At 60.6% G+C, this 23385-nt stretch carries 16 protein-coding genes; 6 read left to right on the plus strand and 10 right to left on the minus strand.

Going from position 1 to position 23385, the window contains the following annotated elements:
- Positions 1 to 70: 70 nt before the first annotated feature.
- Positions 71 to 1918 (plus strand): sigma-54-dependent Fis family transcriptional regulator, encoded by a 1848-nt coding sequence (locus ACA072_RS18370; protein WP_497619641.1) that lies wholly within the window; start codon positions 71 to 73, stop codon positions 1916 to 1918.
- A gap of 217 nt (positions 1919 to 2135) precedes the next feature.
- On the opposite strand, the gene cysS is transcribed toward ACA072_RS18370, so the two are convergent.
- Together cysS and ACA072_RS18380 are read right to left on the minus strand one after the other, a co-directional pair.
- Complete coding sequence (gene cysS / locus ACA072_RS18375) at positions 2136 to 3518, minus strand: cysteine--tRNA ligase (RefSeq protein ID WP_497619642.1); 1383 nt, start codon at positions 3516 to 3518, stop codon at positions 2136 to 2138.
- A 17-nt stretch (positions 3519 to 3535) separates the two neighbouring features.
- Positions 3536 to 5236 carry a glutamine--tRNA ligase/YqeY domain fusion protein gene (locus ACA072_RS18380; RefSeq protein WP_497619643.1) on the minus strand — a complete coding sequence of 567 codons (1701 nt, stop codon included), beginning with the start codon at positions 5234 to 5236 and terminating at the stop codon, positions 3536 to 3538.
- Between the two features lie 276 nt (positions 5237 to 5512).
- On the opposite strand from ACA072_RS18380, the gene ACA072_RS18385 reads away from it, so the two are divergent.
- Positions 5513 to 6019 carry a peptidylprolyl isomerase gene (locus ACA072_RS18385; RefSeq protein WP_347806254.1) on the plus strand — a complete coding sequence of 169 codons (507 nt, stop codon included), beginning with the start codon at positions 5513 to 5515 and terminating at the stop codon, positions 6017 to 6019.
- Positions 6016 to 6768: a UDP-2,3-diacylglucosamine diphosphatase gene (gene lpxH / locus ACA072_RS18390; RefSeq protein ID WP_497619644.1), complete on the plus strand. Its 753-nt coding sequence runs from the start codon at positions 6016 to 6018 to the stop codon at positions 6766 to 6768. Before ACA072_RS18385 ends, lpxH begins: the two co-directional genes overlap by 4 nt.
- 125 nt (positions 6769 to 6893) lie before the next feature.
- On the opposite strand, the gene ACA072_RS18395 is transcribed toward lpxH, so the two are convergent.
- From ACA072_RS18395 to ACA072_RS18425, 7 genes are all read right to left on the minus strand, one after another.
- Positions 6894 to 8423: a DHA2 family efflux MFS transporter permease subunit gene (locus ACA072_RS18395; RefSeq protein WP_497619645.1), complete on the minus strand. Its 1530-nt coding sequence runs from the start codon at positions 8421 to 8423 to the stop codon at positions 6894 to 6896.
- A 158-nt stretch (positions 8424 to 8581) separates the two neighbouring features.
- A complete protein-coding gene (locus ACA072_RS18400) occupies positions 8582 to 9787 on the minus strand; it encodes an HlyD family secretion protein (RefSeq protein ID WP_497619647.1) in 1206 nt (401 codons plus the stop codon).
- A gap of 15 nt (positions 9788 to 9802) precedes the next feature.
- A complete protein-coding gene (locus ACA072_RS18405; RefSeq protein WP_497619649.1) occupies positions 9803 to 11272 on the minus strand; it encodes an efflux transporter outer membrane subunit in 1470 nt (489 codons plus the stop codon).
- Positions 11269 to 11742 carry a MarR family winged helix-turn-helix transcriptional regulator gene (locus ACA072_RS18410; protein WP_497619650.1) on the minus strand — a complete coding sequence of 158 codons (474 nt, stop codon included), beginning with the start codon at positions 11740 to 11742 and terminating at the stop codon, positions 11269 to 11271. Before ACA072_RS18410 ends, ACA072_RS18405 begins: the two co-directional genes overlap by 4 nt.
- A 253-nt stretch (positions 11743 to 11995) precedes the next feature.
- Positions 11996 to 15664 (minus strand): translocation/assembly module TamB domain-containing protein, encoded by a 3669-nt coding sequence (locus tag ACA072_RS18415; RefSeq protein WP_497619651.1) that lies wholly within the window; start codon positions 15662 to 15664, stop codon positions 11996 to 11998.
- Positions 15661 to 17388 carry an autotransporter assembly complex protein TamA gene (locus tag ACA072_RS18420; protein WP_497619652.1) on the minus strand — a complete coding sequence of 576 codons (1728 nt, stop codon included), beginning with the start codon at positions 17386 to 17388 and terminating at the stop codon, positions 15661 to 15663. Before ACA072_RS18420 ends, ACA072_RS18415 begins: the two co-directional genes overlap by 4 nt.
- A gap of 77 nt (positions 17389 to 17465) precedes the next feature.
- A complete protein-coding gene (locus ACA072_RS18425; protein ID WP_497619654.1) occupies positions 17466 to 18116 on the minus strand; it encodes a GNAT family N-acetyltransferase in 651 nt (216 codons plus the stop codon).
- Between the two features lie 322 nt (positions 18117 to 18438).
- On the opposite strand from ACA072_RS18425, the gene xthA reads away from it, so the two are divergent.
- Both xthA and ACA072_RS18435 read left to right on the plus strand, forming a co-directional pair.
- Positions 18439 to 19251, plus strand: a complete 813-nt coding sequence (gene xthA / locus ACA072_RS18430; protein ID WP_497619656.1) for an exodeoxyribonuclease III — start codon at positions 18439 to 18441, stop codon at positions 19249 to 19251.
- Between the two features lie 183 nt (positions 19252 to 19434).
- Positions 19435 to 20775 (plus strand): substrate-binding domain-containing protein, encoded by a 1341-nt coding sequence (locus ACA072_RS18435; protein ID WP_497619658.1) that lies wholly within the window; start codon positions 19435 to 19437, stop codon positions 20773 to 20775.
- A 117-nt stretch (positions 20776 to 20892) separates the two neighbouring features.
- Here the strand turns inward: ACA072_RS18435 and ACA072_RS18440 are convergent, their stop codons facing one another.
- The gene (locus ACA072_RS18440) at positions 20893 to 22122 is read right to left on the minus strand and encodes an acyl-CoA dehydrogenase (RefSeq protein WP_497619659.1); all 1230 of its coding nucleotides are present in this window, start codon (positions 22120 to 22122) and stop codon (positions 20893 to 20895) included.
- Between the two features lie 178 nt (positions 22123 to 22300).
- Between ACA072_RS18440 and ACA072_RS18445 the strand changes: the two genes are divergently transcribed.
- Positions 22301 to 23230, plus strand: coding sequence for a LysR family transcriptional regulator (locus tag ACA072_RS18445; protein ID WP_008148497.1), 930 nt, complete (start codon positions 22301 to 22303; stop codon positions 23228 to 23230).
- Positions 23231 to 23385 lie beyond the last annotated feature (155 nt).

A 23385-nucleotide genomic window follows, 5' to 3' on the forward strand; every position in this document is an offset into this window, starting at 1 on the left:
CTGGCGTCAGGTAAAAACAAACAACGCGTTTACTCATAACAAAAATAATAATGCTCAGAGATTGACTGCCATGGCCGTACCTGCCTCGCCGCTCTCCCACGACGCCATCATCCAGGACTCCTGGTCCCGCTGCCGTGCGTTCGGCCTCAATCATCAAAGCGCCCCGGCCTTCGACCAATTGCCGGCCGAAGGTATCGCCCAGTTGCTGGAAAGCCAGCATTCCCTGGTGCAAACCACGCATCAGGAAGTCCTGCCGTACTACGAAAACATCCTCAGCAACTCCAACTGCCTGATCATGCTCGCCGACAATCAGGGCCAGGTGCTGACGTCCTGGGGCACCCAGCGTTTTATCGAGCCGAGCCTGACCCGCGGTTTCAGTGCCGGCGCCAGCTGGATGGAGCGTTGCAGCGGCACCAATGCGATCGGCACCGCGCTGGCCTGCGAGCAAGCGGTGCACATCGAGCACGATGAGCATTTCCTCAAGGCCAACCGTTTCATGACCGGTTCTGCCGCACCGATTTTCGATGCCGAGCGCAAAGTGATCGCGGTGCTGGACGTGTCCAGCGACAGCTACCTGCCGCCGTCCCACACCCTCGGCATGGTCAAGATGATGAGCCAGACCGTGGAAAACCGGCTGATCCTCAACCTGTTTCACGGCCAGCATTTCCAACTGACCTTCAACACCGGGCTGAACAACCTCGACAGCCAATGGGCCGGCCTGCTGATCTTCGATGAGACCGGTCAGGTGCTGTCGGCTAACCGTCGGGCCGACAATCTGCTGGGCATCAGCCTGTCGCGGGTCAGTGTCGAGAGCCTGTTCAAGGTGTCGTTGCTGGAACTGCTGAACCAGCCCGAGGGCCTGCCCTTCGCGCTGCAAGCCTCCGGGCGCAACCGCTTTCAATGCCTGTTGAAACGGCCGAAACAGGTGCCGATTCAAGCTAGACTGTTTTCTGAAACCAAAAGCGCGGAACCGGCCGTGGCCGCGCCCGCTGCGATCAGCCTCAACACCCTGCATTTCGGCGACAGTCGCGTGGAAAAAGCCGTGCGCCAGGCCGAACGCTTGCTGGAAAAAGACATACCGCTGTTAATCCACGGGGAAACCGGGGTCGGCAAGGAAGTCTTCGTCAAAGCCCTGCACCAGGCCAGCTCCCGCAGCAAACAGCCGTTCATCGCCGTCAACTGTGCAGCGATCCCCGCCGAACTGGTGGAATCCGAGCTGTTTGGCTATGAGAAAGGCGCATTCACCGGCGCCAACCAGAAAGGCAGCATCGGGCTGATCCGCAAGGCGGACAAAGGCACGCTGTTCCTGGATGAAATCGGTGACATGCCGTTGCCGACTCAGGCTCGGCTGTTAAGGGTTTTGCAGGAACGTTGCGTGCAACCGGTGGGCAGTAGCGAGTTGTTTCCGGTGGACATCCGGATTATCTCGGCGACCAACCGCTCGTTGCGCGAGCAAGTCCAGCTCGGTCGGTTTCGCGAGGATCTTTACTACCGGATCGGCGGTTTGACCCTGGAATTGCCGCCGCTCAGGGAGCGCAGCGACAAACAGGCGCTGTTCAAGCGCTTGTGGGAACAGCATCGCGAGCCATCGCAGTGGGCCGGGTTAAGTCGGGAAGTAATGGAGTTGTTCGACCGCCATCCTTGGCCGGGGAATTTAAGGCAAGTCAGCAGCGTGATGCAGGTGGCACTGGCCATGGCCGAGGAACAACCGGTGCGGCCGGAGCACTTGCCGGATGATTTTTTTGTCGATCTGGAGATAGAGCCGATGGATTCGCCGGAGCCGCTGGCAGTGGATTTGAATGATGTGGAGGATTTGAATCGGCAGTTGCAGGCGGCTGGGGGGAATATCTCCCATTTGGCCCGCAGGCTCGGGGTTAGTCGCAATACCCTCTACAAGCGACTGCGCCAGTCCGAATGACCCGTGAGCCGTAGCGGCGGTGTTCGGCTTGGGACTTTCGCGAGCAAGCCCGCTCCCACATTTGATCTGCGATGTGCTTGAGCTTTGAGTACGACACAAATCAAATGTGGGAGCGGGCTTGCTCGCGAAGGCATCAGCCGAGGCACCGCTTCATTCAAGCCATGTCCAAAAACAAAAACCCGCACAAGGCGGGTTTTGTTTTAAAGCAAACGCTGCATCAGTCAGCCAAACGCCAGGTCGTGCCGCCCTTCCCGTCTTCCAGCACCACGCCCATCGCGGTCAACTGGTCGCGGATACGGTCAGACTCAGCCCAGTCTTTACCAGCACGAGCCGCCAGACGCGCAGCAATCAGCGCATCAACCTCAGCCGCATCCACCCGCCCTTCAGCACCGGCCTGCAGGAAGTCATCAGCCTCAAGCTGCAACACGCCCAGCACGCTGGCCAGTTCTTTCAAGCGCGCCGCCAGTCCCGCCGCCGCATCGATATCGCTCTCACGCAGACGGTTGATCTCGCGCACCATCTCGAACAGCACCGCGCAGGCTTCCGGCGTGCCGAAGTCGTCGTTCATCACCTGAGTGAACCGCTCGACAAAGGCTTCGCCGCCCGCCGGCGCCAAGGTCGGCAGGCCTTTCAACGCGTGGTAGAAACGCTCGAGTGCGCCTTTGGCGTCCTTGAGGTTGTCTTCCGAGTAGTTGATCGCGCTGCGGTAGTGGCTCGACACCAGCAGGTAACGCACGACTTCCGGGTGGTACTTTTCCAGCACGTCGCGAATGGTGAAGAAGTTATTCAAGGACTTGGACATCTTCTCGCCATTGATGCGAATCATGCCGCAATGCATCCACGCGTTGGCGTAGGTCTTGCCGGTGGCCGCTTCGCTCTGGGCGATTTCGTTTTCATGGTGCGGGAACTCGAGGTCGCTGCCGCCGCCATGAATATCGAAGGTCTCGCCCAGGCAGCAGGTCGACATCACCGAGCATTCGATGTGCCAGCCCGGACGACCGTCGCCCCATGGCGAAGCCCAGCTCGGCTCGCCCGGCTTGGCGCCTTTCCACAGGACGAAGTCCAGCGGGTCCTGTTTCGACTCGTCGACTTCGATCCGCGCCCCGATGCGCAGGTCTTCAATCTTCTTGCGCGACAGCTTGCCGTAGCCCATGAACTTGGCGACGCGGTAGTACACGTCGCCATTGCCCGGGGCGTAGGCGTAACCCTTGTCGATCAGGGTCTGGATCATCGCGTGCATGCCGGGGATATGCCCGGTGGCGCGCGGTTCCATGTCCGGCTTCTGGATGTTCAGGCGCGCTTCGTCTTCGTGCATCGCCGCGATCATGCGCTCGGTCAACGCTTCGAACGATTCGCCGTTCTCCTTGGCCCGATTGATGATCTTGTCGTCAATGTCGGTGATGTTGCGCACATAAGTCAGGTCGTAGCCGCTGAACCGCAACCAGCGGGTCACCAGGTCGAACGCGACCATGCTGCGGCCATGGCCCAGGTGGCAGTAGTCGTACACGGTCATCCCGCAGACGTACATGCGCACCTTGTTGCCATCCAGCGGTTTGAAGACTTCTTTGCTCTTGGTGAGCGTGTTGTAGATCGAAAGCACTTTTGAGGTTCCTTGAATCACTGGCCCCACGAATCACGCAAGGTCACGGTACGGTTGAATACCGGAGCACCGGGTTTCGAGTCCTTGATATCCGCGCAGAAGTAACCTTCGCGCTCGAACTGGAAACGGTCTTCCGGCTGTGCATTGGCCAGCGAAGGCTCGGCACGACAACCAGTGAGAACTTGCAGCGAGTCAGGGTTGATGTTGTCCAGGAAACTGGCGCTGTCTTCGGCCTTCTCAGGGTTCGGCGAGCGGAACAGGCGATCGTACAAACGCACTTCGCACTCGATGCTGGCCGCGGCCGGCACCCAGTGCACCACGCCTTTGACCTTGCGGCCTTCAGGGTTCTTGCCCAGGGTTTCCGGGTCGTAGGAGCAACGCAGTTCGACGATGTTGCCATCGGCGTCCTTGATCGCTTCGTCGGCGCGGATCACGTAGCTGCCGCGCAGACGTACTTCGCCGTTCGGCTCCAGGCGCTTGTAGCCTTTTGGTGGCTCTTCCATGAAGTCATCGCGGTCGATGTAGATTTCACGGGCGAACGGCAGCTTGCGCACGCCGAGTTCTTCTTTCTGCGGATGACGCGGCAACTCGAGGTTGTCGACCTTGTCTTCCGGGTAGTTGGTGATCACGACTTTCAACGGACGCAGCACGCACATGGCGCGCGGGGCGTTCGCGTCGAGGTCCTGACGGATGCTGAATTCGAGCATGCCGAAGTCAACAACGCCGTCGGAACGGTTGGTGCCGACCATGTCGCAGAAATTGCGGATTGACGCCGGGGTGTAGCCACGGCGGCGGAAGCCCGACAGCGTGGACATGCGCGGATCGTCCCAGCCGAAAACGTGCTTTTCATCGACCAGTTGCTTGAGCTTGCGCTTGCTGGTGATGGTGTAGTTCAGGTTCAGGCGGCTGAACTCGTACTGACGCGGGTTCGCCGGAACCGGCAGGTTCTCCAGGAACCACTCGTACAGCGGACGGTGGCTTTCGAACTCCAGGGTGCAGATCGAGTGGGTGATGCCTTCGATGGCGTCGGACTGACCGTGGGTGAAGTCATAGTTCGGGTAGATGCACCACTTGTCGCCGGTCTGGTGGTGATGCGCGTGACGGATGCGGTACATGATCGGGTCGCGCAGGTTCATGTTCGGCGAGGCCATGTCGATCTTGGCCCGCAGCACGCGTGCGCCGTCCGGGAATTCACCGGCACGCATGCGGGCGAACCAGTCGAGGTTTTCTTCCACGGAACGATCACGGAACGGGCTGTTCTTGCCCGGCTCGGTCAGGGTGCCGCGGTATTCCTTGGCCTGTTCAGGGCTCAGGTCGTCAACGTAGGCCTTGCCGGCCTTGATCAGTTCGACGGCCCAGTCGTGCAACTGGTCGAAATACTGCGAGGCATAGCGCACTTCGCCGGACCATTCGAAGCCCAGCCATTTGACGTCGCTTTCGATCGCGTCGATGTATTCCTGGTCTTCCTTGGCCGGGTTGGTGTCGTCGAAACGCAGGTGCGTGACGCCACCAAATTCCTGGGCCAGACCGAAGTTCACACAAATCGACTTGGCGTGACCGATGTGCAGGTAGCCGTTGGGCTCAGGCGGGAAACGGGTGACGATCTGCGTGTGCTTACCCGAGTCCAGGTCCGCCTGGATGATCGGGCGCAGGAAATTGACCGGCACGGCAGGGCCGGTCTTGGAATTCGAGGTAGGGTCGACAGTGGGCTTGCTCATAGGATCCTTGAACGTACAAGTGCGCGGCCAGTTGGCCAAATCAAAGCGGCTGTTAAAACAAAGGGGCTTATCATAGCCGATGCCGTCAAGTCGCTGACAGTACAGGCCCGAAAACGGCTGCATTTAATCGGATGCAAATGAAAAACAGCCTCGAAATTCGCGCCCGGCACGCTAAACTGCGCACCTTGGCCGAGTTTGGCCGGACCGGTTGAGGGCTTCAACGCCCCGAAACCCACGAATTCATATAAAACGCATCTCCTAAAAGAGTCCACGATCATGACCCAAGTCAAACTGACCACCAACCATGGCGACATCGTCCTGGAACTGAACGCTGAAAAGGCACCGCTGACCGTTGCCAACTTCATCGAGTACGTTAATGCCGGTCACTACGAAAACACTGTTTTCCACCGTGTCATCGGTAACTTCATGATCCAGGGCGGCGGTTTCGAGCCAGGCATGAAAGAAAAGAAAGACAAGCGCCCAAGCATCCAGAACGAAGCCGACAACGGCCTGCCGAACGAGAAGTACACCGTGGCCATGGCTCGCACCATGGAGCCGCATTCGGCTTCCGCCCAGTTCTTCATCAACGTGGCTGACAACAGCTTCCTGAACCACAGCGCCAAGACCACTCAGGGCTGGGGCTACGCCGTGTTCGCCAAAGTCGTTGCAGGCACCGACGTTGTCGACAAGATCAAAGGTGTTTCCACCACCATGAAATCCGGCCACCAGGACGTGCCAGCAGAAGACGTGATCATCGAGAAAGCCGAGATCATCGAAGCGTGATACTGCTGATTTCAGACTTGCATCTGGAAGAGGAGCGCCCGGACATTACCCGGGCGTTTCTGGATTTGCTCGCCGGACGCGCCCGCTCGGCGAGTGCGCTGTACATCCTGGGCGACTTTTTCGAGGCGTGGATTGGCGACGATGCCATGACGCCGTTCCAGCGTTCCATCTGCCAGGCCCTGCGCACCCTTAGCGACAGCGGCACGGCAATTTTTCTGATGCACGGCAATCGCGACTTCATGCTCGGCCAGGCCTTTTGCAAACAGGCCGACTGCACGTTGTTGAAGGATCCGAGTGTCGTGCAGTTCAACGGCGAGCCGGTGCTATTGATGCACGGCGACAGCCTCTGCACCCGCGACGAGGCTTATATGAAGCTGCGTCGCTACCTGCGAAACCCGATCACCCTGTTCATCCTGCGGCATCTGCCCTTGCGCACGCGCCATAAACTGGCGCGCAAGCTGCGCAGCGAAAGCCGTGCGCAGACGCGGATGAAGGCCAATGACATTGTCGATGTCACGCCGGACGAAGTGCCGCGGATCATGCAGGCCTATGGTGTGAAAACCTTGATCCATGGGCACACCCATCGCCCGGCCATTCACAAGTTGCAGATTGGCGAACAGGCCGCCAAGCGCATTGTGTTGGGGGATTGGGATCGTCAGGGCTGGGCGTTGCAGGTGGATGAGCAAGGGTTTGCGCTTGCGCCCTTCGACTTCACCCCGCCGCCACAACTCGCAGCCCCTGCAAGCTAACTGCCAAACACAAAACCCCATGTGGGAGCGGGCTTGCTCGCGAAGGCGACCTGTCAGTCAGCATCTATATCAACTGACACACCGCTTTCGCGAGCAAGCCCGCTCCCACAGGGACTGTGGTTGGCTTAATGGCCGGAGGCGGCAGGCCCCGCCTTCGCCGCAAACGGCGGTTTCGCCAGCCACACAATCACGATCAAGCCCATGAATGCCCACCCCAGCAGCGTGAAGTAATCCACGGTAGAGAGCATGTACGCCTGGCTGGTCAGCACATGATCCAGCTGCGCATACGCCGGGTTGCTCGCACCGCCCAGCGCATTCAGTGCCTCGCGGGTCGCAGGCTCATACGTGCTGATGCTTTCGCTCATGTAGGCGTGATGCTGATCCGCCCGGCGGATCCAGATCCACGTGGTCAGCGACGCCGCAAAACTACCGCCCAAGGTCCGCAGAAACGTCGCCAGGCCCGCGCCGTCGGCGATCTGGCTCGGCGGCAAGTCCGACATCAAGATGCTCAAAGTCGGCATGAAGAACAGCGCCACGCCAATGCCCATAAACAGCTGCACCAACGCGATGTGCTGGAAGTCCACTTCATTGGTGAACCCGGCGCGCATGAAGCAGCTCAGGCCAATCGCCAGGAACGCCAGGCCGGCCAGCAACCGCAGGTCGAATTTGTGCGCGTACTTGCCGACAAACGGTGACATCAGCACCGGCAGAATCCCGATCGGCGCCACCGCCAGCCCCGCCCACGTCGCCGTGTAACCCATCTGGGTTTGCAGCCATTGCGGCAGGATCAGGTTGATGCCGAAGAACCCGGCATAACCCAACACCAACACAATCGTGCCGATGCGGAAGTTTCGGTAAGCGAACAACCGCAGGTTGACCACCGGGTGCTTGTCGGTCATTTCCCAGATCACGAACACCGCCAGCGCGACAACTGAAATGGCTGCGCCGATGAGGATGAAGTTCGATTCGAACCAGTCGAGGTCGTTGCCCTTGTCGAGGATGACCTGCAACGCGCCGACACCGATGATCAGCGTGATCAAGCCCACGTAATCCATCGGCTGACGGCTGGTTTCCACCGGACGCGCCTTGAGTTGCTGGCGCACCACCATCACCGCGAAGATGCCGATTGGCACGTTGATGAAGAAGATCCACGGCCAGCTGTAACTGTCGGTAATCCAGCCGCCGAGGATGGGACCTGCAATCGGCGCGACCACCGTGACCATCGCCAGCAACGCCAGGGCCATGCCGCGCCTCGCTGGCGGATAGACCGCGATCAGCAACGTCTGGGTCATCGGGTACAACGGACCGGCCACCAGGCCTTGCAGCACCCGGAAGCCAATCAGCTCGGGCATCGAGGTCGAGATACCGCAGAGAAACGAGGCCAGTACAAATAGAACGGTCGCCCAGAGAAACAGCTTCACCTCACCAAAGCGTCGGCTGAGCCAGCCGGTCAGCGGCAGCGCAATCGCGTTGCTCACCGCAAACGAAGTGATCACCCAGGTGCCCTGCTCCGAACTCACGCCGAGGTTGCCGGAAATCGTCGGCAGCGCCACGTTGGCGATGGTGGTGTCGAGCACTTGCATAAAGGTCGCCAGCGACAGGCCGATGGTGGCGAGCAGCAGGCTGGGCGGCGTGAAAGACGCGTTATTGCTCATTGCGAATCCTTTGGAACCTGATGGGCGCTGCGCCTGCTACAGACGCAGTTGGACCCTTGTGGGAGCAGGCTTGCTCGCGAAGGCGGTGTTTCAGCCAACGGAAATGTTGAATGTGACGCCGCTTTCGCGAGCAAGCCCGCTCCCACAAGGGTCGGGTGTCAGCGCTGGACGGTTTTGCTGACCGCCGCGCTGTTGTCGTGGATCAACTGCGTGATCATCGCGTCGGCCTCGGCCAGCTGACGGTCGTAGACGTTGGTGCTGAACGACGCCTTTTGCGGCGGCTGTTGCGCCAGCACCGGGCCGCTCTGGTCGTGCAGGTTCACGTCGACCTGCGTCGACAGGCCCACCCGCAACGGGTGCTTGGCCAGCTCTTCGGCGTTGATGTGAATCCGCACCGGTACACGCTGGACAATCTTGATCCAGTTACCGGTGGCGTTTTGCGCCGGCAGCAGGGCAAACGCGCTGCCGGTACCGGCACCGAGGCTGTCGATGGTGCCGCTGAATTTCACGTCGCTGCCGTAGAGGTCGGCCTCGATGTCCACTGGCTGCCCGATGCGCATGTCACGCAGCTGGGTTTCCTTGAAGTTGGCGTCGATCCACAGCTGATCCAGCGGAATGACGGCCATCAATGCGGTGCCCGGCTGGACGCGTTGGCCCAGTTGTACGGAACGTTTGGCGACATAACCGGTGACCGGCGCGATCAAGGTGCTGCGGGAGTTATTCAAATAGGCCTGACGCAATTGCGCGGCCGCCGCCATCACGTCCGGATGCGATGAGACCACGGTGTCATCCACCAGCGCGCTAGTGGTTTTCAGCTGCTGTTTGGCGTTGGCCAAGGCGTTTTGCGCCGAGGTCAGGTCGTCACGGGCGTGGGACAGTTCTTCCTGGGAAATCGCCCCGCCAGCGGCGAGATTCTTCCGGCGATTAAAGTTGTCCTGGGCCTTTTGCACTTCGGCCTGCTGGGCGTTGACCTGGGCTTTCATGCCGTCGACGTTGCTGTACAAGCCGCGCACCTGACGCACGGTGCGGGCCAGATTAGCCTGGGCACTTTGCAGACCGACCTGGGCGTCGTTCGGGTCGAAATTGATCAGCACCTGACCTTCATGGACCAGGTCGCCGTCATCGGCGCCGATGCTGACCACGGTGCCGGTGACCAGCGGGGTGATTTCCACCACGTTGCCGTTCACATAGGCGTCGTCGGTGCTTTCATTCCAGCGCCCGTAGAACTCGTGATAACCCCAGACGCCGACACCGGCGAGGATCACCACGATCGCCAGCACCACCAGCATGATTTTGCGTTTGCGCGGGTTACTGGTGTCTGGAATGTTGTCCGGGGTTTGTGTTGTCGTTTCGGCAGTGGCCATGACAAATACCTTGAATTAGTTGTGCTGCGTGGCTGGGAGTGCGTTGGCTGCGGTCAGGGTTTCGCCCTGGAAGCCGCCGCCCAGCGCCTGCATCAGTTGGATCGACAGGTCGATCTGCTCGGCATTCAGGTTGGCCAGCTGACGCTGGGCCTGGAGCAATTGCTGCTCGATGCTGAGCACGTCCAGGTAGTTGCCGATGCCGGAACCGTACCGCTGGACCACGGTGTTGTAAGAATCCTGGGCAATGTCGGTGGCGTGTTGCTGCGCCCCGATCTGCCGGCCGATGTCACGCAACTGGTTGATGGTGTCGCTGACATCACCCAGCGCTTTCACCAGGCTTTTGTTGTACTGCGCCACGGCGAGGTCGTAATCGGCATCGCGGGAATCGAGGTCGGCGCGCAGGCGGCCGCCGTCGAAAATCGGCACGGAAATCGTCGGCGCTACGTTGAAGAAACGGCTGGCCGAACCAAACATCGCATCACCCAGCAACGACTCGGCACCGGCTGCGGCGCTCAGGTTCAGGTTGGGGTAGAACTGGGTTTTACCCGCGGCGATGTTCTTGCTCGCCGCCTCGACACGCCAACGAGCAGCCACCAGGTCTGGACGACGACCGAGCAACTCGGCGGGCAATACCGACGGCAACGCCACGGCGCTGGCTTGCAGGATCTTCGGCCGGGCGATTTCATTGCCGCGATCCGGGCCTTTGCCGAGCAGCACGGCCAAGGCGATTTTCGCGCTTTGCAGGCGTTTTTCGGCGTCGATCAAGCTCGCTTCGGAGCTGGCTTCCAGGCTTTCGGTTTGCTGGAACTGGTATTCGCTGTCGATCCCCGAACTCAGGCGACGCTGGCTCAGTTCAAGCATTTGCCTGGTGCGCTTGAGGTCTTCATTGGCCAAGTCATAGACGATGTGCGCCTGACCCAAGTCGCTGTAGGCGCGGGCGACGTCGGCGGACAAGGTCAGTTGCGCAGCCTGCTGATCGACTTCGGCCGCACGAGCCTCGCCCAACGCAGCTTCCCAGGCATCGCGCTGACCGCCCCAGAGGTCGAAGTTGTAATTGAAACTGGCACCGATGTTACGCACGGTGGAATACGTGCCACCCTGCCCGCTCGGGTCCTGATCACGGGCCAGACGCGAACGGCTGACACCGGCGCTGGCATCGAGGGTCGGCATGCGCGCGGCATCGGCGGCATACGCGGCGGCGCTGGCCTGGTGAGCGCGAGCGTCGGCGATCTGCATGTCGGGGCTGTCGTGCAGGGCTTCGCGGATCAGGCCGTCGAGTTGCGGGTCGCCGAGGCTTGTCCACCAGTCGCTTTTCGGCCAGGCGGCGGGCGACAGGGCCACGCCGCTGAGGGATTGCCCGGCCTTGAGGTTCTTCGCATCGAGGCTGACGCCTTCGGTATTCAGGCCGCTGTAACTGGCGCAACCGGCCAGGGTCATGGCCGCCAGCACCAGGCTGAGGCCGGCACGCAGGGTTTTACTGCTCATTTGTCACCTACCCGCAGCAAGGTGATCGAGTCACCGGCTGCTACCAGGATTTTCTTGAGGATCTGTTCCAGGGTTGTCAGTTCGTCCGGGGTGATCGCGCCGGCCAGTTCATTCATCGCATCGGCGCCGATCTCCGGGAGACGGTCAGCCAGTTGCTGACCCAGCTCAGTCAGCACCAGTTGAACCTGACGCCGATCCGCCTCGGAACGTTGGCGTGCGAGGAAACCTTTCTGTTCCAGACGGTCGAGCATGCGGGTCATCGAACCGCTGTCCAGCGACAGGTGACGGCACAGCTCGGCCGGGGTATCGACGCCGAACTGGGCCATGATGATCAGCACTTTGAACTGCGCGGCGGTGATGCCGTGAGGCTCCATGTGCGTGTCGATGATCCGGTCCTTGAGCAGTGCAGCGCGCCCGAGCAGGAGGCCGAGATGGCATGTGTGGAATGCGTCTGGGGTGAAGTGTTTCATCTGACCACCAATTAGCTGCCTAGGCAGTGAATGTATGACGAGATGTTACTGCCTAGGCAGAGAATGTCAGCGTAATAGTTAGGTTGCTTTCTATTTGGGTGATAAATGGCGCGGATTTTGTGCCGGGCACACTGACGCCTTCGCGGGCAAGCCCGCTCCCACATTTGATCGCGCGCCTATGCAGCGGCTCGGTTAAATGTGGGAGCGGGCTTGCTCGCGAAGGGAGCGACTCGGTTTCGGAGGGGAGCGCGGGTTAAAAATCCCGCTTGTAGAAGATGTCCAGCGAACTGGCCACGCCGCCGGCGGCTTCGAGGTAGACCTTTTTGCTCAGTTTGTAGCGCAAGGCAATGGTGTTGGCCGGCTCGAACACGCCCACGCCATAACGCAGGCTGAGCTTCTCGGAGATATTACCGCTGGCCACGACGCTGGTGGTATTGCCGCTGCCCTGGGTATCGAGCTGAAAATCCTGAATCCCCAGGTCGTTGGCCAGTTTGCCGGTCACCCCGGAACTGCCCATCAACCCCAACCCGAGCGCCGCTTGCGCCAGCATGTTGTTGTCTTCGCCGTTGGTGCTCAGCGGACGCCCCAGCACCAGATAAGACAAGGCCTGCTCCTGACTCATGGCCGGCTCGGAGAAGATCTGCGTGGTCGGCTGCTCGGCGCTGCCGCTGAGGCGAATACCGGCAATCACGTCGTCGGTCTGGCGAATGGCTTCAATGTCCAGATACGGCTGGTCAATCGGGCCGGCGAACAACAGCCGCGCACGGCGCACCGTCAGCCGCTGGCCGTACGCCCGGTAACGCCCGTCGTTGAGCCAGAGCTCGCCGCGGGTGTCCATGTTGTCGCCGATGTGCACGTGTCCCTGGAGGTTGGCGGTCAGGCCAAACCCGGCAAAGCTGAGTTTGTCTTCACCCACCACCACATCAATGTCCATCTTCATAGCCAGCGGCGGCTTGCCCTCTTCGGTCTGCTGGCCGACGATCACCGTGTCATCGGAGACCTTGACCGTCGACGGCGGCAACTCGCGCACGGTGATCGCGCCTTTGGGCACCAACACTTTGCCGGCGATTGCCAGCTTGTCGTCCTTCATCGAGATCTTCAGGTCCGGCGCCACTTCCAGCTTGGCGTACGGTTCAACGGTGACAGGCAATTGCGAGCCCTTGAGCGTCAGGTCCACCACCAGCGCCTGACCCCAGGCAATGTTGCCGTTAAGACTGCCCTGCCCGCTCTTGCCGCTTTTCCAGCCACCGTTCAATTGCACGGTTTCGCCGGCGATCTGCGCTTGAAGTTGCAAGCCCTGCAACTCCATCGGCAATTCAGGTCCGGACACTTCGCCGTCGCTGAGCAGCAGATTGCCGTTCACCTGCGGCGCCAGCAGATCGCCGGAGAGCGTGCCACTGCCGTTCAAACGTCCGGTAAGTTTTTCGACCATCGGCACAAACGGCCGCGCCACCGACAGATCCAGCCCACTGAGACGGAACGACCCGGTGAGCGGCTTGTTCTTCGGCAACGGATTGATTTGCGCCTGCACCCTCAGCTCGCCGAGCTTGCCGCCGACGAAATTGAGGTCGGTGTCGATGCGTTTGGGCGTGAGTTTGCTGGTGAGTTTCAGGGTCTGGTACGGGAAGTCCAGCCACTGATCCTTTTCCTTCATACGCATCGTGCCACCGCTGGCGTCGATGCTGACCTGGCCGTTCGGGCCACTGGCTGGCAGGTCCAGTTGCAGGTCGGCGTTGAGCCGGCCCTTCCAGGCGAAATCTTTCGGCAACCACTGCGCGAGGCTTTCGATCGGGAATTGCTTGAGGTGATAACGCAGCTTCGGTTCCGGCATCAGACGCTGGTCTTCGCCACACAGACTGGCCGCGCCAGACATCCAGCAATGGGCGCCAAAGTTGATCTTGCCGTCCGCCAGTCGTTCAAGTTTGGCCGGGCCTTGCAGTTTCCAGTCCTGACCGCCGGCCTGGATATCGCCGCTGGCCAGGCGTCCGCGCCAGTTACCCTTGTCCAGCGCACCGTCAAGACCGAGGGCCAGTTTCAGCTTCGGCCCCTGCAGATCGAGGGCGAGTTTCTGGTTTTTGATATCGCCCTGGCCGCTGGCCGTCAGTGTGCCCAGCGAAGTGTCGCCAGCCTGAATGCCACTGCCCTTGAGGTCGATTTTCGCCCGTTGCGCGCCGTCGAGAGTCGCGTCCAGGTTCAGGCTTTGCAGGCGATTGTCCTCGAAGGCCAGTTGCGTTCCTTGCAGCCCAAGCTTGCCTTGCGGCGCCTTGAGCGTGCCGGCGACATCGAGGCGACCGTTGAGCTGACCACGCAGTTGCGGCCAGAGTTGGGCCAGGCGAGGCAGCTTGATGTCGATCTGGCCGGCAAGCTTCTGTTGCAGGCTGCCCTTGCCGGTAATGCTGTTGTCACCGAGGCGGATTTGCAGTGCGTTGAGATTCCATTGTTCACCAGCGCCATCGGCCTTGGCCTGGATCACCGCCGGTTGACCGCGCAGCTTGCCTTTGAGGTCGAGGTCGGCGTTCAGGCTGAGTTTTTCATTCTTCATCTCGCCTTTGCTGCGCAACGGTCCGGCCAGCGTACCCGGCAACTCCGCGACCCAATACGCGGGGTTGATCGCCGACAAATCGAGCGCGGTGTCCCAGGCGATGCCATCGGCAAATTGCAGGTTCAAATGCCCGACGGCCTTGCCCTGCCCGGCTTCGAGTTGAATCTGTTGCAGATAGATTTTTGTCAGGTCGCCACTGAACGGGCTTTCGAGGCTGAACGCACCGGCCGGGCCGTCGAGGGCGGATTTAAAGTGACCGATGTATTGGCCGTCGGTGTAGGAGACTTCACCGTTGAAGCTGCGCAACGCCACTTCTGGCTCGTTGATCAGCGGATAGAGGCTGTGCCAGGGGAAGTCCAGCCAGTCGATCTTCGCGTCGGCGCTCAGGCCTTTGCTCCAGTCGAGGTTGCCGGTGAGCTTGACGGTTTGCTTGTCGTTGGCCGTCAGGTCGAGTGCGGCAATCTGCGCGCCGCTGGCGTCGACCTTGCCTTGCAGCACCAGGGCGACCGGGCCCTTTTCAGCGGGCAACGTGGCTTTGCCGAGCAGTTGGTAACCGTTCTTCAGGTCGCCGTCGCCGGTGAGTTCCAGTTGATTGAGTTGCAAGGTGTCCGGCAGATCGGCGCTGGGCTTGAAGCCGTCGGCGGTAATCCGTACTTTCGCCGGAAGGTTGTCGACCAGCGGTTGCAGCTCGCCAGTCAGTCGGCCATTCAAGTAACCGCTGCTGTCGGCTGTCAGGTTCAGGGTTTTCAGCAGGTCGCCGTCCGCCTTCAGCGCCAGGCTCCAAGGCTCCGGGGCCGGCAGCGTCAATGTGCCTTCGGCCTTTAGCGGCCAGTTGCCGCTGGGTTGCAGCAGACCGGACAGATTCAGGCTGAGCTCGTCACGCTGCAACTTCACCGAGTCGATCTGCAACCCTTGCGCCGTCCAGTGCGCGGCCAGTTGCAAGCCTTTGAGTTCTTCGCTGCCGTTGAACAGCAGACTGCCGACCTGCACATCGCCCAGTTCGATCGCCAGGGGCAAGTCCAGATCCGGAAGCGTGATCGGCCCGCTGCTTTCTTCTTCGGTGCCTGGCGGGAATTGCAGGCTGACCTGCTCGGCCTTCAATTGCTCGATGCACAAGGTCATGCGCATCAGGCACAACGGCGACCAGGCGAATATCGGTTTGCTCAGTTCAACCCGGCTGGTGTCCTGCTGCCACAACAGATGATCGGCACTCCACTGCCCGCCCAATCGTCCCTGGAAATTCTCCACGGTCAGACCCGGCACCCATCCGAGCGCCCAACGGCTGCCCGTCGCCGTGCCCAGTACCGCGGTCACGGCCAGGACGACCAGCATCAGCAGCGCCAGAATCGCCAGCAGCGTTATTTTCAAACCACGCTTCACAGCTCAGGCCCCATGGAAAAGTGCAGTCGAATGCCGCCGTCGTCGTCCATCGCGTGGGCCAGGTCGAGGCGAATCGGCCCCACCGGTGACACCCAGCGCACGCCGATGCCCACGCCGGTCTTGAGGTTCGGCAGTTCGAGTGTATTAAAGGAGTTGCCCTGGTCAACGAAGGTCGCGACCCGCCATTTCTCGGCGACGGAGTACTGATATTCGACGCTGCCGGCAACCATGTAGCGGCCACCGATGCGGTCGCCCTCGGAGTTCTCCGGGGACAGGCTCTGATAGTCGTAGCCGCGCACGCTCTGATCGCCACCAGCGAAAAAGCGTAACGACGGCGGTACCGACTTGTAGCCGTTGGTGGCGCTGCCGCCGACCTGTACCCGACCGAGGAAACGGTGTTTGTCGAAAACCGTGGTCAAGCCTTTGACCAGCGCGGTGCCGTAAAGCAGGTTAGTGTCCGAACCCAAGCCTTCCTTGGCCACTTTGGTCTCGAATTCCAGGCGATAGCCGTTGTGCGGGTCGATGCGGTTGTCGCTTTTCAAGTAGGAATAACTGACGCCGGGCATCAGCAAAGTACTGAGTCCCGAGTCGTCGCCAAGCCGGTATTCCTCGCGCTGCCACTTGAGCGAGACCACGCGCTGCCAACCGCTGGGCAGCTTGCTGTGCCACTCAGGGCCGAGGGTCAGGAGTTTGCTCAGGGAGTCCTTGTCGGCGATTTCTTCGTTTTGATAACCGCCGGCGAAACGCAATTTGTCAGTCAGCGGCGGGTCCAGGGGGATGTCGTAAAACACCCCGACGTTCTGCCGTGGCGCCGAGATTTCAGTCTCCCAGCCGTAGCTGTGGCCCTGCGGGTTGACCCAGTGCCGGGTCCAGTTGGCCTTGACCCGGGGGCCGACGTCGGTGGAGTAGCCAAGTCCCAGACCCATGGTCCGTGGTTTGCGGGTTTCGAGTTTGACGTCGACCGGGATCACATCATTCTTCGACGCGGTCGGCGCCGCATCCACCCGCACGCTTTCGAAATAGCCGCTCGATTGCATGGCCTGATTGAGCTCGGCGATCAGCTCTGAGTCGTAAGGTGCGCCTTCCTTGAACGGCACCATGCGTCGCAGCAGGTCTTCGTCGAATGGCGTGTCGCCCTCGAAACTGACCTTGCCCAAGGCATAGCGCGGGCCGCTGTCATAGACGAGGTCGATGTCGGCGACGCCGGCGCGCGGGTCTACCGACAATGTCTGATGAGTGAAGTGACCGCTGAAGAAGCCATAGCGCGAGGCCTGATTCTGGATCAGCTTCTTGGCGTCTTCATAACGACCATGGTTAAGCACCGCGCCGGTTGTCAGCGCAGCGCTTTTGGGCACACGAAAGGATTTGAGGGAGGCCGCCGGACCGTCGACGCGAATCGTGACATTGCGCAAATGCACCGGCTCGCCGGGATCGATGTTGAGGATCAGACGCGGTGTCTTGCCGCCCTTCACGTCACTGTCAATCTGCGGCTGGTAATACCCCAGGGCCTGGGCGGCCTTGCGCGCCTGTTCCTCGGCGCCACGACTGAAGCGCAGCAAGGCTTCTTCGTCACGATCGCCGAGGCTGCCGATATAGCCCTCTATATTGGCTTTCAGTTCATCGTTGGACGGTTTGATCCGCACATCCAATTCACTTTGCGCCAGTGCCGCGCAGCTGGTGAACAGCATCAGCACGCCACTGGTAATTCTTCCTGGAAACTTCATAGGCGCGGATGCTATCACGAGCGTGGGAGCGTGATAGAGCCTGGCATGCAGTGAAAGTTCTACCGAAAGTTTTACCTTTAGGCCGTTGCTGTTTGTAACACCTGGGGATTGGCGTGGAAAAACACGTGTTCGCGGATCGGTCCTACGGCGACCTCGCCGATTTCCTCGTAGCCCTGACGCTTATAGAACTCCAGATAACGAGGATTCCCGGTATCAAGGATCACGCCCTCGGAGGTTTCATCCACGGCGCACCAGTTGTGCACCGCTTGCAGCAGTTGCTCGCCGAAGTGCTTGCCCTGGAACTGCGGATGAATCCCCAGCAACGGCAGGACGTGCACCGAGTCGGACGGCACGCAGGCGGCAACGGCCGCGTGGTAATCGAGGTAGCGGCGGGTGCAACGGAAACCGGTGCTGAGCACCATGCGCAAGCGCCAGGCCCAGCTTTCAGTGACGCCCAGTCGACGTTGTGGCGGAGCGATCAGGGCGATGCCGATCAGGCGGTCGTTGACCAGCAGGCCGATGGCCGGCAGGTCCTGGAGAAAGTGTTGTTTGACCAGTTCCCGCACGGTCGCCCGCACGCGATGTTCGTAGCCGGGGCGTTCGGCTTCGAACAGGTAGCCAAAGGTCGGTTCGTGCCGGTAAGCGTGGTAAAGCAGGGAGCGTGCTTCGTGGGCGTAGCCGCTGTCGAGCATGTGGATATCGGCAATGGCGGTCGAGGTTTCGGGCATAACGGTAGATCTCCCCGGGGCGCCGCTCAAAATGGCGGCGTTCTTATTGGTACGAGCTTATAAGCATCGGCACAGTTCCTTGCTGATCCAAATCAGTGCTGATGCTTAAGCCGTCTTCGCGAGCAAGCCCGCTCCCACAAGGTATAGACCAGACTCAAGAAATTGGGTGGTCTGCACCGAGTTCCACTGTGGGAGCGGGCTTGCTCGCGAAGGCGTCAGCATAGACGTCGCATCTCTACAGCCAAACACGCGCGCCCTCACCCAGCACTGGCCCGATTCCTACAGGTCAGCTAGCATCGCCCTTTTGCCAGGACTGCCGACCATGAAGATCGTCTCCTTCAACATCAACGGGCTGCGCGCTCGCCCGCATCAGCTGGCGGCGCTGATCGAAAAGCACCAGCCAGACGTGATCGGACTGCAGGAAACCAAAGTTCACGACGACCAGTTCCCGCTGGCCGAGGTTCAAGCGCTGGGTTATCACGTGTATTTCCACGGGCAGAAAGGCCATTACGGCGTCGCCCTGCTCTCCCGTAAAGAACCGATTGCGCTGCATAAAGGCTTCGCCACCGATGAAGAAGACGCCCAGCGTCGCTTCATCTGGGGCACCTTCGCCGACGCCAACGGCGTGCCGGTGACCATCATGAACGGGTATTTCCCACAGGGCGAAAGCCGCGATCACCCGACCAAGTTCCCGGCCAAGGAGCGTTTCTACGGCGACCTGCAACTGTTGCTGGAAAGCCAGTTCAGCAATGAACAGCCGGTGGTGGTGATGGGCGACGTGAACATTTCCCCGGAAGACTGCGACATCGGCATCGGCCCGGACAACATGAAGCGCTGGCTGAAAACCGGCAAATGCAGCTTCCTGCCGGAAGAACGCGAGTGGATGGCCCGCCTGAAGAACTGGGGCCTGGTGGACAGTTTCCGCCACTTGAACCCGGACGTGGCCGACCGTTTCAGCTGGTTCGACTACCGCAGCCGCGGCTTTGAAGACGAGCCCAAGCGCGGGCTGCGGATTGACCTGATCATGGCGTCCCATGGGCTGTTGCCACGGGTCAAGGATGCAGGCGTGGATTACGACCTACGCGGAATGGAAAAACCGTCCGATCATGCGCCGATCTGGCTTGAGTTGAGCTGATCGTTTTTTACTGATCGTTCCCACGCTCTGCGTGGGAATGCAGCCCGTGACGCTCCGCGTCACTGGACGCGGAGCGTCCCTGGAGGCATTCCCACGCAGAGCGTGGGAACGATCACTGTCATCTTTTAGAAACCTCACTGACTTATTCTCCCGGCACTTCCTTTGGCCAACTAAGGTGCCGGCATGACGCTGCGCATATTGTTCCTGTTGACGCTGTTCGCCTGTTTGCCATTGACGGCGTCGGCGGGTGATTTGCCGACACCCGAAAACGGTCCGGTCCTGCGCATCCAGGGCTCCAACACCATCGGCGCTGCATTGGGGCCGGCGCTAGTCGAAGGACTGATGCGTGAACAGGGCCTACTCAAGGTCCACAGCGAAGTCCCGGACAAAGCCAACGAACAACGCATCGTCGGCGAAACCGTTCAGGGGCGTCGAGTAGTGGTGGACGTCGCGGCCCATGGCTCCAGCACCGGCTTCAGCGCCCTGAAAACCGCCTCCGCCGACCTCGCCGCCTCCTCACGTACGATCAAAGACAGCGAACGGACAGACCTCAAATCCTTGGGCGACTTCAAAAGTGCCGGCGCCGAGCAAGTCATCGCCATCGATGGACTGGCGATCATCCTTCATCCGCAAAACCCCCTGAACCAACTCAACACCGAACAACTGGCGCGAATTTTCAGCGGTGAGGCAAAAACCTGGGAAGAACTCGGCGGCAGCGGTGGGACGATTCACCTGTATGCGCGGGATGATCAGTCGGGCACGTACGACACCTTCAAGGAATTGGTCCTCAGTCGGCGTGGGAAAACCCTGAGTAGCGCCGCGAAACGTTTCGAATCCAGCGAGCAATTGTCCGACGCCGTCAGCCAGGACCCGCAAGGCATCGGTTTTATCGGTTTGCCCTACGTGCGCCAAGCCAAAGCCGTGGCGATTGCCGATGGCCAATCCCAGGCCATGTTGCCGCTCGATAACCTGATTGCCACTGAGGATTATCCGCTGTCCCGGCGACTGTTCTTTTACCTGCCGCCCAACGGGAAAAACCTGTGGGCGCAAGCGCTGGTGGCGTTCGCGCAAAGCAGCAAAGGGCAGGAAATCGTCGCATCCAATGGTTTTATCGCACAGACTGTGCAAGCCATGAGTGTCACGCCGAACGCCTTGATGCCCGAGGGTTATCAAGCGCTAAGTCGCCACGCCCAGCGGTTGTCGGTGAATTTTCGTTTCGAGGAAGGCAGCGCGACGCTGGACAACAAGGCCCGACAAGACTTGTCGCGGGTGCTCGACTATATAAAGCAGCGCGACAAAATCAACCGACAGGTGACACTGGTGGGGTTCGGCGATGCCAAGAGCGATCCGGCGCGTGCCGACTTGTTGTCGAAGTTGCGGGCGATGGCAGTGCGGCGGGAGCTGGTGAAAAGCGGCGTGGTGTTTCGCGAGATTCGCGGCTTTGGCGCCGAGATGCCGGTGGCGGCGAATAGCGCGGATGAGGGGCGGATCAAGAATCGGCGGGTTGAGGTTTGGGTGTATTGAGTCAGGTGTTAATTGGTTGAATCGACCGACGCCTTCGCGAGCAAGCCCGCTCCCACAGGTTCAGCGTGATCCCTGTGGGAGCGGGCTTGCCCGCGATGAACGATGACGCGGTATCTGTCAGTGCCCGCTACGCATCATCTCTTTGGGCACGTACTTGCCAATCTCGAACTTGCCGATCGCCGCGCGGTGCACTTCGTCCGGGCCGTCGGCCAGGCGCAGGGTGCGTTGCATGGCATACATGTAGGCCAGCGGGAAATCGTTGGAAACCCCTGCCCCGCCATGAATCTGGATCGCCCGGTCGATCACCCGCAACGCCACGTTCGGCGCGACGACTTTGATCTGCGCGATCTCGCTCTTTGCCACCTTGTTACCGACGGTGTCCATCATGTACGCCGCTTTCAATGTCAGCAGGCGTGCCATGTCGATTTCCATCCGCGAGTCGGCAATCTTGTCGATGTTGCCGCCCAGGCGTGCCAGCGGTTTACCGAACGCAGTGCGGCTCACCGCACGTTTGCACATCAACTCCAGCGCACGTTCGGCCATGCCGATCGAACGCATGCAGTGGTGAATCCGGCCTGGGCCAAGGCGACCCTGGGCGATTTCGAAGCCGCGTCCTTCGCCCAACAGAACGTTTTCGTACGGCACCCGAACGTTTTCAAACAGCACCTCGGCGTGACCGTGAGGCGCGTCGTCGTAGCCGAACACCGGCAGCGGACGAACGATCTTCACGCCCGGGGCATCCACCGGCACCAGAATCATCGAGTGCTGGGCGTGGCGTGGCGCGTCCGGATTGCTCAGGCCCATGAAAATCAGAATCTTGCAGCGCGGGTCGCAGGCGCCTGAAGTCCACCATTTTTTGCCGTTGATCACCCACTCGTCGCCATCACGCACAGCGCGGGCGGCCATGTTGGTGGCGTCGGACGAAGCCACGTCCGGTTCGGTCATGGCGAACGCCGAGCGGATCTCGCCACGCAGCAGCGGTTCGAGCCAGCGTTGCTTCTGTTCTTCGTTGGCATAACGCACCAGCACTTCCATGTTGCCGGTGTCCGGCGCGGAGCAGTTGAAGGGCTCAGGACCGAGCAGCGAACGGCCCATGATTTCCGCCAGTGGCGCGTATTCGAGGTTGGTCAGGCCCGCACCGAGTTCGGACTCCGGCAGAAACAGATTCCACAACCCTTCAGCCTTGGCCTTGATTTTGAGCTCTTCCATGATCGCGGTCGGCTGCCAGCGATCGCCTTCGGCGACCTGGCGCTCGAACACCGCTTCGGCGGGGTAAACGTAGGTGTCCATGAACGCGGTCACGCGCTCACGCAGTTCCTGAACCTTGGGCGAATAAGCGAAATCCATGAGCAGATACCTTCTTGGGCAGAGGTTGTTTAGGTCATGCAATCGATGCTAGAACAGCTACGAAAATTTACCTAGCCTATTCTCGGCGTGTATTAACATTCATCACCGATATATGATCGGGTGATTGCCAAGGCCTCCGGCCGCAACAAAACGCCCCAAACAATAAGAGTGCAGCGCAATGAATCTGAGCAAGGTCGACCTCAACCTTTTCATCGTCTTCGACGCGATCTACACCGAAGCCAACCTGACCCGCGCCGGGCAGATTGTCGGCATTACCCAGCCTGCGGTCTCGAACGCTCTGGCCCGCCTGCGCGAGACCTTCAACGATCCGTTGTTCGTGCGAACTGCGCAGGGCATGGTGCCGACGCCGATGGCGCAGAACATCATTGGGCCGGTACGCAACGCCCTCTCCTTGCTGCGGGTGTCGGTGCAGGAAAGCCGGATCTTCAACCCGTTGCAGGCGGTCAAGACGTATCGCATCAGCATGACCGACCTGACCGAAGCGGTGATTCTGCCGCCGCTGTTCCAGCGCCTGCGCCGCCTGGCGCCGACGGTGATCATCGAAAGTTTTCTGTCCAAGCGCCGCGAGACCACCAAGGAACTGGCGGCCGGGCGTCTGGACTTCGCCGTCGATGCGCCGCTCAACACCGATCCGCAGGTGCGTCACGTCAAGTTGATGGAAGACCGTTACGTCTGTGCCATGCGAAAGGGTCACCCGCTGGCGGGCAAAGAGAAATTCACTCTCGACGATTATCTGTCGCTGACCCACATCCATATTTCCAGCCGTCGCAGCGGCCTGGGTCATGTCGACCTGGCCCTCGGAAAAATGGGCATCCAGCGCAAAATCGCCCTGCGTTCCCAGCATTACCTGATGGCGTCCCAGGTGTTGCAGCAGACCGACATGGTCATGACCGTGCCGGAGCGCTTTGCCCGCCGCCATGACTTGTACTCGGTGAACCTGCCGGTCAATGACGTGCCGCCGGTGGAAACCCACCTCTACTGGCACGAAAGCACCGACCAGGACCCGGCCAACCGCTGGATGCGCGAACAGATGATCGAGTTGTGCCAGCAAGTGACGGCGCATGAGAAGAAGCTCGATAAGGTGTAAGGCGTTGGACCATGGCACGCCCTTCGCGAGCAAGCCCGCTCCCACATTCGACCGCATTCTTTTTGAAGGAACTCGGTCAAATGTGGGAGCGGGCTTGCTCGCGAAGAGGCCCGCAAGAACACTGAAGAACCATGCCCCTTGACGTAAACGTCAAC

Source organism: Pseudomonas sp. LBUM1656, from assembly GCF_059716065.1.